The sequence below is a fragment of the Nesterenkonia aethiopica genome (genome assembly GCF_039534665.1).
Taxonomy (GTDB): Bacteria; Actinomycetota; Actinomycetes; order Actinomycetales; family Micrococcaceae; genus Nesterenkonia; species Nesterenkonia aethiopica.
The window spans coordinates 93,444-105,342 of the sequence record NZ_BAAAVT010000004.1 but is presented as its reverse complement, the minus strand read 5'-3'; the positions used below and the strand labels follow the sequence as shown (position 1 = coordinate 105,342).

The following is an 11,899-nucleotide window of genomic DNA, read 5'->3' as shown; positions in this document are numbered from 1 at the left end:
GTCAGCGGGAGGCGGCGAACGCCGAGAAGCGCCCGTTGCGGGTGTGGAGCTCCAGCGGCATGTCGAAGGTGGTCGACAGGTTCTCCGAGGTCAGCACCTCGTCGATCGACCCCTGGGCGACCGACCGGCCGTCGCGGAGCAGCAGCACGTGGGTGAAGCCCGGAGGGATCTCCTCCAGGTGATGGGTGACCAGCACCGTGGTGGGAGCATCCTCGGAGGCCACGAGCTCGGCGGTGCGGTGCACCAGCGACTCCCGCCCGGCGAGGTCCAGCCCTGCTCCCGGCTCGTCGAGCAGCAGCAGCTCCGGGTCGGTCATCAATGCCCGGGCGATCTGCACCCTCTTGCGCTCCCCCTCGCTCAGGGTGGCGAAGGGGCGGTCGAAGACGGTGCCCACTCCCCAGGTGTTGAGCAGCTCGAAGGCGCGGCGCTCGTCCAGGCGCTCGTACTCCTCGCGCCAGCGGCCCGTCACCCCGTAGGCGGCGGTGACGACCATGTCCAGGGCCTTCTCCCGGGTCGGCATCGTGGAGGCCAGGGCGTTGGAGCACAGGCCGATGCGCGGCCGCAGCTCGAAGACGTCGACCGCACCGAGACGCTCGTCCAGAATGCCCACCTGCCCCTGGGTGGGGTGGAGACGCGCCGCGGCGATCTGCAGCAGAGTGGTCTTGCCCGCACCGTTGGGGCCGAGCACCACCCAGCGCTCGTCCTCTCCCACGGTCCACGTGACGTCGTCGAGCAGATGCTTCCGGCCGCGGCGCACACTGACGCCCTGGATGTCGAGGACAAGACTCATGAGCCCCAGACTATCGAAGCCCGATACCCTGGTCGCACTATGACTGCTTCCTCCGGCCGCGTGTCTCCCAGCCCCTCGTCAGCACCATCCACCGAGGCTCCTGCCTCTCCGGATCTGCCGCCCGGCACCGTCGCGATGATCGCCGCCCGGCACCTCGACGTGCCGCTGCTGCGCTCGCTCACTGCGGAGCTGGAGCGCCGCGGGGCCGTGCACAGCGTCGAGTCCCGCACGGTGGCCGTGCGGGACGCCGCCGGTGACGGCGAGGTCGAGGTGGCCCGCTGGTCGGTGACGTTGGATGACGCCGACGACTCGTACGGCACGCAGCTGCTGATCGCCCTGCTGCAGGACGTCGCGGACCGCATCGGTGACCTGCTGGAGGCCGAGGGCCTCGGCGAGGAGGGCCTCGACGGCGCGGCCGCGGTGACCACCACCGTCCTACCGGCGGCCATGCGCCCGCCGGGTCCGCGGATGCTGCTCATGGACGTGGACTCCACCCTCATCGACCAGGAGGTCATCGAGCTGCTCGCCCGGCATGCCGGCCGTGAGCAGGAGGTCGCCCAGGTCACGGAGCGGGCGATGCGCGGAGAGCTGGACTTCGCGGCCTCGCTCCACGAGCGGGTCGCCGCGCTCGAGGACCTGCCGCTGTCGGTCATCGACTCCACTGTCGACGCGGTCTCCCCCACCTGCGGCGCCGAACGGCTCATCTCCGGATTCCAGCGTCGCGGCTGGACGGCCTGCGCGGTCTCCGGAGGATTCGTCCAGGTCCTGGACCCCTTGGCGCATCGGCTGGGCCTGGACCGCGCCGACGCCAACACCTTGGAGATCGAGGCGGGCCGCCTGACCGGCCGTGTGGCCGGCGCCGTGGTGGATCGTGCGGCGAAGCGGGACCGTCTGCTCCGCTGGGCCGCCGAGGACGGCGTCGACGCCTCCTCCGTGGTGGCCGTGGGCGACGGCGCCAATGACCTGGACATGGTCGCCGCCGCCGGCGTCGGCGTCGCCTTCTGCGCCAAGCCTGCCCTGGCGGAGCAGTCCGACCTGGTGATCCGACACCGCTCCCTGGAGCTGGTGTCCCTCGCGCTCGGTCTCGACTGACCCTTCTGCACGCTCATGTGCGCCGCTCATCTGAGCATGTTCCCTCCGATGACGCCCCCTGGCGAAGATATCGGAAACCGCATTCCCATTGCCCTCACCCCCGTGGAGATTCCCGAGAATCCGCGGAAGTCCTCGTCTCGCCTGGCCAGACGCGCGATCGGAGCACCCACCCACCCCTTCTCACCTCACCCATGCGCTCGCGTGAGCAAACGGCAATCCCCACATGATGCGAGACACATATGCTCGACCCCGGTAGTCTGGACACGCGCGGCACGACGATGTGCAGCCTCGTTGTCATCCGTCAAAACCTTGGAGGAACCTCAGTGACCGAAACAGCCGTGAACGACTCCGCCGTCTTCAGCGATCTCGACGAGCGGGCCGTCGACACCCTGCGCGTGCTGGCCGCCGACGCCGTCGAGAAGGTCGGCTCCGGCCACCCCGGTACGGCCATGTCGCTGGCTCCCGCCGCCTATCTGCTCTTCCAGAAGGTCATGAGGCATGACCCGAAGGATCCCACCTGGATCGGTCGTGACCGGTTCATCCTCTCTCCGGGGCACACGTCGCTGACTCTCTACCTCCAGCTGTTCTTCTCCGGCTACGGCCTGGAGCTGGACGACATCAAGGCCCTGCGCACCTGGGACTCGCTGACCCCGGGGCACCCCGAGTACGGCCACACCGACGGTGTGGAGATCACCACCGGCCCGCTGGGCCAGGGGCTCGCCTCCGCCGTCGGCTTCGCCTACGGCCAGCGCCGCATGCGGGGTCTGCTGGACCCCGACGCCGCTCCGGGCAAGAGCCCCTTCGACCACACCGTGTGGGTCATCGCCTCCGACGGCGACCTGCAGGAGGGCGTCACCTCCGAGGCCTCCTCGCTCGCAGGCCACCAGCAGCTGGGCAACCTCGTCGTCATCTACGACGACAACAAGATCTCCATCGAGGACGACACGGACATCGCCTTCACCGAGGACGTCTCGGCCCGCTACGAGGCCTACGGCTGGCACGTCCAGCGGGTCGACTGGCTGAAGACCGGCGACTACGTCGAGGACGTGGCCGAGCTCGAGCGTGCCATCGCCGAGGCGAAGGCGACCACCGACAAGCCCTCGCTGATCAGCCTGCGCACCATCATCGGCTGGCCGGCCCCCACCAAGCAGAACACCGGCGGCATCCACGGCGCCAAGCTCGGCGGCGACGAGCTGGCCGCGCTGAAGACGGTCCTCGGCGTCGACCCCGAGGCACACTTCGCCGTCGACGACGAGGTCCTCGCCCACGCCCGCCAGGTGGTGGACCGCGGGGCCGCCGCCCACGCCGAGTGGGACCAGTCCTACCAGGCCTGGCGTCAGGCCAACCCCGAGGCCGCCGCGCTGCTGGACCGCCTGACCGCCGGCGAGCTGCCCGAGGGCTGGGAGGAGAGCCTCCCCGAGTTCCCGGCCGGCGAGGCCGTGGCCACCCGCGCCGCCTCCGGCAAGGTCCTCAACGCCGTCGGCGACGCGCTGCCCGAGCTCTGGGGCGGCTCCGCAGACCTGGCTGGGTCCAACAACACGCTGATCGCGGCCTCCCCCTCCTTCGTTCCGGAGGAGCGATCCACCTCGAAGTTCTCCGGCAACCCCTACGGCCGGAACCTGCACTTCGGCGTCCGGGAGCACGCCGCAGCGGCCATCACCAACGGCATCCAGCTCTCGACGCCGCTGCGCACCTACAACGGCACCTTCCTCATCTTCTCCGACTATCAGCGTCCGGCGATCCGCCTGGCGGCGCTGATGGGGATCGGCTCCATCTTCGTGTGGACCCACGACTCCATCGGCCTCGGTGAGGACGGCCCGACCCACCAGCCGGTGGAGCAGCTCGCCTCCCTGCGGGCGATCCCGGGACTCGACGTGGTCCGTCCCGGTGACCCGAACGAGGTCGTCGTCGCCTGGCGCGAGGTGCTGCGCCGCGGGGACCGTCCGGCCGGCCTGGCGCTGACGCGTCAGGGCATCCCCACCTACGAGCGCGGGGAGGGTGCGGCGACCGCGGAGTCCTTCGGCTCGGTCGAGGGGGCCGCCCGGGGTGCCTACGTGCTCGCCGAGGCCGTCAGGGATGGCCAGGCCGTCACCCCCGATGTGATCCTGATCGGCACGGGGTCCGAGGTGCAGCTGGCCGTGGAGGCTCGCGAGCAGCTGGCCGCCAAGGGCGTCGCCGCCCGTGTGGTCTCCGCTCCCTGCCTGGAGTGGTTCGCCGAGCAGGACGGCGCGTACCGGGAGCAGGTCCTGCCCTCCTCGGTGAAGGCCCGTGTGGCGGTGGAGGCGGCGCACCCGATGAGCTGGCACCGGCTCGTCGGCGACGCCGGCCGCGTGGTCGGCCTCGACCACTTCGGCGCCTCCGCCGACTATCAGACCCTGTACCGCGAGTTCGGCATCACCTCCGAGGCCGTCGTCGCGGCCGCCGAGGAGTCCGTCACGGCCGCGCGCTGACCGCCGCCCCGCAGTTCCGACCCCCAGGGCGACGCCGTCGCCCGCTGACATGTCATCAGGAGACATACCCATGACGAACCCGAACACCCAGGCGCTCTCCGACCAGGGCGTCTCCATCTGGCTGGACGACCTCTCCCGCGAGCGTCTCGACTCCGGCTCGCTGGCCGAGCTCATCGAGAGCCACCACGTGGTCGGTGTGACCACCAACCCGACGATCTTCGAGAACGCTCTGGCCAAGGGCGAGGCCTACGAGAAGCAGCTCAGCGAGCTCGCCGCCGCCGGCGCCGATGCGGAGAAGGCCGTCTTCGAGATCACCACCGCCGATGTGCGCCAGGCCTGCGACGTCTTCGCCGGCGTCTACGAGCGCACCGACGGCGTGGACGGCCGGGTCTCGATCGAGGTCGACCCCCGTCTCGCCCGCGACACCGAGGGCACCATCGCGCAGGCCAAGGAGCTCGCGGAGGCGGTCGGGCGTGAGAACGTGCTGATCAAGATCCCCGCCACGGTGGAGGGCATCGAGGCGATCGCCGCAGTGCTCGCCGAGGGCATCAGCGTCAACGTCACGCTGATCTTCTCCCTGGAGCGGTACCGCGCGGTCATCAACGCGTTCATGCTCGGGCTGGAGAAGGCCCACGCCGAGGGCAAGGACATCTCGACGATCCACTCCGTGGCCTCCTTCTTCGTCTCGCGCGTCGACTCCGAGGTGGACAAGCGTCTGGAGCTGGCTGCGGAGGAGGGCAAGCCCGGCACTGAGAAGCTGCGCAGCGCCGCGGCACTCGCCAATGCCCGGCTGGCCCACCAGATCGCCGGCGAGTCGTTCAGCTCCGAGCGCTGGCAGCTGCTGGCGGATCGCGGCGCGCGCCCCCAGCGCCTGCTGCTGGCCTCCACCGGCACCAAGGACCCCAACCTCTCGGACACGCTGTACGTGACCGAGCTGGTGGCCGCCGGCGTGGTCAACACCATGCCGGAGAAGACCCTCATGGCGCTGGCCGACCACGGCGTGGTCGAGGGCGACACGATGACCGACACCTACGTGGAGTCCAACCGGGTCCTCGATGGCATCGCCGCGGCCGGCATCAGCTACCGCGACGTCGTGGACACCCTCGAGACCGAGGGGCTCGACAAGTTCGTGCAGTCCTGGGAAGGCCTGCTGGGCACCATCGACGCGGGTCTGCGTCGCGTGGTGGCCTGACCCTCCCACGGACTCGACCGTCCCCGGACACCCGGGAGACGCCGCAGACCGCGGCGTCTCCCGGGCCACGGGGCCGGTCCCCCGGCCCGCCCCACGGCGTCCGCTCTCCGCGGACCAGCCTCTGCTCCACGAGACCCGGCGCCGCAGCCACAGCGCCTCCTCCTGCTCCACCCCTGATTCCCCGCTCCACCTCTGACCCTCGCCGACGCTCGCTGACGCGGAGTCGGCCGTTCCGGGGCTCCCGTCAGCGGCCCGCGCCGGCGAGGGCACTCCCCGAACCCGTCCGGCAGCTTCCGCTTCGAAAGGATGCACACCATGAGTTCGCTCTCCCTCACCCTGCGCGGGGCCGCCCGCGACGCCGTGGACGCCCAGGTCCCTGGACTGATCGACCACGAGTTCGCCAGCCGTCTGGCCGCCCAGGACCACACCCTCTGGGGTGCGGCCGCCGAGGACGAGGCCTCGAAGCGTCTCGGCTGGGTGTCCCTGTTCGCCGACTCCCGGGAGCTGCTCCCCCGCATCGCCGAGCTGCGTGACCAGCTCGCCGCCGAAGGAGTCGACCGTGTGGTGCTGGCCGGCATGGGCGGATCGTCGCTGGCCCCCGAAGTCATCTGCGCCACCGAGGGGGTGGAGCTGACCGTACTGGACTCCACCGACCCGCAGCACGTGGCCGCCGTCGTCGGCACGGCTGTGGAGCGCACCGTGCTGGTGGTCTCCTCCAAGTCCGGCTCCACCGTGGAGACTGACTCGCAGCGCCGGATCGTCTCCGCGGCGTTCGCCGCGGCCGGCATCGACGCCGCCTCCCGCACCGTGGTCGTGACTGACCCCGGCTCCCCGTTGGCCGAGTCCGCGGGGGCCGACGGGGTGCGGGCGGTCTTCGAGGCCGATCCCACCGTCGGGGGTCGCTACTCCGCCCTCACCGCCTTCGGCCTCGTCCCCTCCGGGTTGGCCGGCGCCGACATCGAGGCCCTCCTCGACGACGCCGAGGAGGCCTTCACGGTCCTGGCAGGCGACGACGACGCCAACCCGGGGCTGCAGCTCGGCTCCGCGATCGGCGGCACCCAGCCGCTGCGCAACAAGCTGGTCATCACCGACGCCGGCTCCCCGCTGGTGGGCCTGGGCGCATGGATCGAGCAGCTCATCGCCGAGTCCACCGGCAAGGAGGGCACCGGCGTGCTGCCGGTGATCGTCTCCGACGGCGAGCCGGAGCTCACCCGCGAGCTGGACGACGTGCTCGTGGTGCAGATCGTCGACGCCGACGCCGAGGAGGGTTCCTCGGTGGACGGCGACACCGCGGACACCGTCGTCACCCCGCATGTCGTGCGCACCGGCGGGAGCCTGGGGGCGCAGTTCGTGCTCTGGGAGGCCGCCACCGCCGTCGCCGGGGGACTGCTGGGCATCAATCCCTTCGACCAGCCTGACGTGGAGTCCGCCAAGACCGCGGCCCGCGGTCTGCTGGACTCCCCCGCGCCTGAAGCCGGCGACGCCGTGACCGACGGTGCCGTGGAGATCCGTACCGCCGGAGGAGCACCGGTCGGCGAGGACCTGGGCTCCGCCCTGCGCGGCCTGCTCGCGCAGGTGCCCGGGGACGGCTATGTGGCCGTCATGGCGTACCTGGACCGCACCTCCGAGGCGCGTCTGGAAGATGTGCGTGCGCAGTTCGCCGCCCACACCGGACGACCCGTGACCTTCGGCTGGGGGCCGCGCTTCCTGCACTCCACGGGCCAGTTCCACAAGGGCGGCCCCCACGTGGGCGTCTTCCTGCAGATCACTGCGGACGCCGCCGAGGACCTCGAGGTCCCCGGCCGGCCGTTCACCCTGCAGAAGCTCATCGGCGCCCAGGCGGCCGGTGACGCCCAGGTGCTGGCCGGTCACGGGATGCCGGTGCTCCAGCTGCATCTGACCGACCGCACCGCCGGGCTCCAGCAGGTCCTCGACGCCGTCGACGCCCTGTCCTGACCCACGGTCCAGATCCTGCCCTGACCAGGAGAGACACAGAGAGAGCTCGCATGAATCCGACCCTTCGGAGCACCCCGCGCAGCAGCCGCACCTCCCGCGGAGGCAATCCGCTGCGCGATGTCCGCGACAGGCGGCTGAACCGCATCGCCGGGCCCAGCGCCATGGTGATGTTCGGCGTCACCGGTGACCTGGCCCGGAAGAAGCTGCTGCCGGCGATCTACGACCTCGCCAACCGAGGACTGCTGCCGCCGAGCTTCTCCCTGGTGGGCTTCGGCCGCCGAGACTGGACCCACGAGCAGTTCGCCGCCGAGGTCCTCGACCATGTGAAGGCCTCGGCGCGCACCAGCTTCGACCAGCGGGTGTGGGACCAGCTCTCCGCGGGGCTGCGGTTCGTCCCGGCCGCAGGATTCGACGACGACGACGCCTACGCCCGCCTGGGCGAGACGCTGCGGGAGGTCCAGGAGTCCCGCGGGACCCGAGGCAACCACGCCTTCTACCTGTCGATCCCGCCGAACTCCTTCGACGTGGTCTGTGAGAAGCTCTCCGCCCATGGCCTCGCCTCCCGCCAGGAGGAGACGGCCGCCCGCAACGGGCGTTCCACGCCGTGGAGCCGAGTGGTCATCGAGAAGCCGTTCGGCCACGACCTGGCCTCCGCCCGGGAGCTGAACCGCGTGGTGGAGAAGGTCTTCCCCTCAGATTCGGTGTTCCGCATCGACCACTACCTGGGCAAGGAGACGGTCCAGAACCTGCTGGCCCTGCGCTTCGCCAACCAGCTGTTCGAACCCCTCTGGAACGCCCAGCACGTGGACCACGTGCAGATCACCATGGCCGAGGACATCGGCATCGGCGGACGTGCCAGCTACTACGACGGCGTCGGCGCGGCCCGCGACGTCATCCAGAACCACCTGCTGCAGCTGCTGGCGCTCACGGCCATGGAGGAGCCGATCTCCTTCGACGCCCGCGACCTGCGCGCGGAGAAGGAGAAGGTGCTGGCCGCCGTCACCCTCCCCGAGGACCTCGGCGGCGCCTCGGCCCGCGGGCAGTACGCCTCCGGCTGGCAGGGCGGCGAGAAGGTCGTCGGGTTCCTGGACGAGGAAGGCTTCAACCCGGAGTCCAGGACCGAGACGTTCGCGGCGCTGAAGCTGGACATCAACACCCGCCGCTGGGCCGGGGTGCCCTTCTATCTGCGTGCCGGCAAACGACTGGGGCGCCGGGTCACCGAGATCGCGGTGATCTTCAAGAGGGCACCCAATCTGCTGTTCCTGGACCACGACGACCACGAGTTCGGCCAGAATGCGGTGGTCATCCGCGTCCAGCCGGACGAGGGCGCGACGATCCGCTTCGCCTCCAAGGTGCCGGGGACCCAGATGGAGGTCCGTGACGTGACCATGGACTTCGGCTACGGCCACGCCTTCACGGAGGACAGTCCGGAGGCCTACGAACGGCTCATCCTGGACGTGCTGCTCGGCGAGCCTCCGCTGTTCCCCCGCCACGAGGAGGTCGAGCTGTCCTGGAAGATCCTCGACCCGTTCGAGGAGCACTGGGCCTCCCTCGACGAGCAGCCGGAGCCCTACGCTCCGGGCAGCTGGGGGCCCGCGTCGGCCCACGAGCTGCTGGCCCGCGATGGACGCACCTGGCGCCGGCCGTAGGCGCGCGAGACGAGGAGATGACCTGTGATCGTTGACATCCCGGACACCACCACCTCCAAGGTGTCCAAGCAGCTGAACCAGATGCGAGAGGCCGGCGGCGTCGTCGCGCTGACGCGGGTGCTGACGCTGGTGATCCTGGCCTCCGAGGAGAACGCGGAGCCGGCCATCGCGGCGGCCAACCTGGCCTCCCGGGAGCATCCGTGCCGCATCATCGTGCTCGCCACCGGCGACGCCGCGGGCGACACCCGGCTGGACGCCCAGATCCGCGTGGGCGGCGACGCCGGAGCCTCCGAGGTCATCGTGCTGCGCGCCTCCGGTGAGCTGGCCGAGCAGAACGAGTCGATGGTGGCCGCGCTGCTGCTGCCCGATGCGCCGATCGTGGCGTGGTGGGCCGATGAGATCCCGGAGGACGTGAGCCGCACACCCATCGGACGGATCGCGCACCGTCGGATCACCGACACCGCGCGGGCCTCCCGTCCGCTGGAGGCGCTGCACACGGTGGCCCGCAGCTATCACGACGGCGATTCGGACCTCGCCTGGACGCGGATCACCGGCTGGCGCATCCAGCTGGCCAGCATCCTGGACACGATGGACCCCGAGCACGTCACCGGCGCGACCGTGGAGGCGGCCCCGGAGCTGCCGTCCTCGGCGCTGCTGGCCGCCTGGCTGCAGCTGGCCCTCGGTGTGCCGGTGACGCTCACCCGCCACACGGTGGACCGGGGACTGAGCGCCGTGCGGCTGCACACCCCCGACGGCGACGTCGTACTCTCCCGGCCCGTGGGGGACATCGCGTCCCTGCACCTCCAGGATGCCCCGGTGCAGCGGGTGCCGCTGCCGCACCGTACGCTGGAGGACTGCCTGTCCGAGGAGATGCGTCGGCTCGACGCCGACGAGGTCTTCGGCGAGGTCCTCACCCGGGGCCTGCCCGAGACCGACCTGCGCGCCTGTGTGGAGCAGTCCGCGATCTGATGCCCCGTCACCCCAGCAGAGAGGCCGCCTCCATGACCGTGCCCCTGAACACCGCCGCCGCAGCGCCCCGCACCGAGCTCTTCGAGGACAAGGACTCGCTGTGCCGAGCCGTGGCGGAGCGTCTGATCGATCTGCTGCGCCGCACCGTGGCCGAGGACGGCGCGGCCCATGTGGCGCTCACGGGCGGCGGTGCAGGCATCGGCACCCTCGTCGAGGCCGCCCGGCTCTTCCGCTCGGGAGCCGCCGCAGGACTTGACCTCTCCGCGGTGCACCTCTGGTGGGGCGACGAGCGGCTGCTCCCGGCCGGCGACGCGGAGCGCAACGCGCAGCAGGCCGACGAGGCCCTGCTGGACCTGCTGGTGGCCGAGCACGGCCTGCCGGCGGCCAACATCCACCGGATGCCGTCCTCGGAGGACGCCGCCTCCCCGCGGGCGGGGGCTGAGCTCTATGCGGAACAGCTTGCCCTCCACGCCCCTGAGGGAGGCCGTGCGGGGCTGCACCTCCCGCGGTTCGCCGTCATCCTGCTCGGCGTGGGGCCCGACGGGCACATCGCCAGCCTCTTCCCGGGCAAGGCCGCTCTGCAGGTGACGGGCCGGACCACTGTGGGAGAGGACGACTCCCCCAAGCCACCGCCGCCCCGGGTGTCTCTGACGTTCGACGCGATCCACAGCGCCGAGCGGGTGTGGTTGGTCGTCGCCGGCCAGGACAAGGCCGAGGCCGTCCGCCGCGCAGCAGACGAGACCACGGAGGTCACCGAGATCCCGGCGAAGAACGCCCGTGGTGCCCGTGAGACCATCTGGCACGTGGACCGCGCCGCCGCGGGGCACGCTCAGACCTGAGGCTCGACGGTCCGGTCCGCCCCCACGGTGCGCACCGTCGCCGACCAGCATCCGGACGACATCGACACGACGACGTACTGCCGTTGGCGAGCCCACGACGGAGCCGCCAGGAGGCCCGCCCCGGCGACTTCTCCCATGAGCGCGTGGCGCCCGTGCCCGGCGAGCACCACCCGGGTGTCGGTGCCCTCCAATGCCTCGGTGAACGCCGAGGCGTCGGCCGCCACCGCCCTCAGTGCGTCCGCCGCGCCGTCCCTGGGGAACGGGTACGGCGGCGGGGAGGCCAGGGACGTCGCCACCGGTGGATGGTGCAGGCACACGACGCTTCCCCAGGGCGCGTCCGTGGCGAGTCGACGTCGCATCCAGCGCAGCTGAGCCTCCCCCAGGCGTCCGGAGCTGCTGTCCAGCAGCACGAGCCGCAGCGGGCCCAGACGGTGCACCGTCCAGGACCCAGCACGCAACGACGGGATCGCCTTGGCTGCGATGGCGTCGTCATGGTCACCCAGAGCACACAGCACGGGAGCCGCCAGTCGCGTCTCGACGCACCGCAGCGCCGCCGCAAGCATCGGATAGGACTCGGCTGTCCCCTGGTGCACCAGGTCCCCGGTGATGATGACCGCATCGGCCCGTCGCCCGGGGCCATCCTCCCGGCTCAGATCCTCCACCAGCAGGTCCAAGGACCCCAAGCCGTCCGTACCGGGCGCTCCCAGCTGCAGATCGCTGAGGTGGACCACGAGGCGTTCCTCCTGCCGCGGGGGCGCTGAGCCATCACCAGCCCGTCGCGGGGAGGTGAGCAGGTCTCGTGGCATCCCCCTATGGTGTCCACCGGTGGTGACGGCAGGATGAACGCGTCCCGTCAGCATGATGACGAATCGTCCGGACACGCGATGGGGCCCGTGACCCGACCGGACGGTCGAGTCACGGGCCCCATCCCGCGCGGTCCCGGAGGACGGTTCAGCGGAGGA

Annotated in this window: 9 protein-coding genes; 7 read left to right on the top strand and 2 right to left on the bottom strand. The window is 71.2% G+C overall.

Features of this window, described 5'->3' with window-relative positions; all coding sequences use genetic code 11:
• Window position 1: 1 nt before the first annotated feature.
• Entirely contained in the window at window positions 2–790 is a 789-nt protein-coding gene (locus ABD658_RS03870) for an ABC transporter ATP-binding protein (RefSeq protein ID WP_344685487.1), read from the bottom strand.
• Window positions 791–829: 39 nt separating this feature from the next.
• Between ABD658_RS03870 and serB the strand changes: the two genes are divergently transcribed.
• From serB to pgl, 7 genes are all read left to right on the top strand, one after another.
• Window positions 830–1,882, top strand: a complete 1,053-nt coding sequence (serB, locus tag ABD658_RS03865; protein ID WP_344685485.1) for a phosphoserine phosphatase SerB — start codon at window positions 830–832, stop codon at window positions 1,880–1,882.
• 323 nt (window positions 1,883–2,205) lie between these two features.
• A complete protein-coding gene (gene tkt / locus ABD658_RS03860) occupies window positions 2,206–4,332 on the top strand; it encodes a transketolase (protein ID WP_344743892.1) in 2,127 nt (708 codons plus the stop codon).
• A 70-nt stretch (window positions 4,333–4,402) separates the two neighbouring features.
• On the top strand, window positions 4,403–5,524 hold the full coding sequence (gene tal / locus ABD658_RS03855; protein WP_311024132.1) for a transaldolase: 1,122 nt from the start codon (window positions 4,403–4,405) through the stop codon (window positions 5,522–5,524).
• A gap of 315 nt (window positions 5,525–5,839) precedes the next feature.
• Window positions 5,840–7,480 (top strand): glucose-6-phosphate isomerase, encoded by a 1,641-nt coding sequence (locus ABD658_RS03850; RefSeq protein ID WP_344685480.1) that lies wholly within the window; start codon window positions 5,840–5,842, stop codon window positions 7,478–7,480.
• A 50-nt stretch (window positions 7,481–7,530) separates the two neighbouring features.
• The gene (gene zwf, locus ABD658_RS03845; RefSeq protein WP_344685477.1) at window positions 7,531–9,129 is read left to right on the top strand and encodes a glucose-6-phosphate dehydrogenase; all 1,599 of its coding nucleotides are present in this window, start codon (window positions 7,531–7,533) and stop codon (window positions 9,127–9,129) included.
• Between the two features lie 24 nt (window positions 9,130–9,153).
• On the top strand, window positions 9,154–10,098 hold the full coding sequence (locus ABD658_RS03840) for a glucose-6-phosphate dehydrogenase assembly protein OpcA (protein ID WP_070158774.1): 945 nt from the start codon (window positions 9,154–9,156) through the stop codon (window positions 10,096–10,098).
• Between the two features lie 32 nt (window positions 10,099–10,130).
• Window positions 10,131–10,937, top strand: a complete 807-nt coding sequence (gene pgl / locus ABD658_RS03835) for a 6-phosphogluconolactonase (protein WP_344685475.1) — start codon at window positions 10,131–10,133, stop codon at window positions 10,935–10,937.
• Here the strand turns inward: pgl and ABD658_RS03830 are convergent.
• Entirely contained in the window at window positions 10,928–11,668 is a 741-nt protein-coding gene (locus ABD658_RS03830; RefSeq protein WP_344685473.1) for a metallophosphoesterase family protein, read from the bottom strand. The genes pgl and ABD658_RS03830 overlap by 10 nt on opposite strands.
• Between the last annotated feature and the right edge of the window lie 231 nt (window positions 11,669–11,899).

Bases quoted from the DNA above. Each gene is read 5' to 3' on its own strand.
- ABD658_RS03870 (WP_344685487.1), bottom strand. From the start codon at position 790: ATGAGTCTTGTCCTCGACATCCAGGGCGTCAGTGTGCGCCGCGGCCGG.
- zwf (WP_344685477.1), top strand. From the start codon at position 7,531: ATGAATCCGACCCTTCGGAGCACCCCGCGCAGCAGCCGCACCTCCCGC.
- serB (WP_344685485.1), top strand. From the start codon at position 830: ATGACTGCTTCCTCCGGCCGCGTGTCTCCCAGCCCCTCGTCAGCACCA.
- tal (WP_311024132.1), top strand. From the start codon at position 4,403: ATGACGAACCCGAACACCCAGGCGCTCTCCGACCAGGGCGTCTCCATC.
- pgl (WP_344685475.1), top strand. From the start codon at position 10,131: ATGACCGTGCCCCTGAACACCGCCGCCGCAGCGCCCCGCACCGAGCTC.
- ABD658_RS03850 (WP_344685480.1), top strand. From the start codon at position 5,840: ATGAGTTCGCTCTCCCTCACCCTGCGCGGGGCCGCCCGCGACGCCGTG.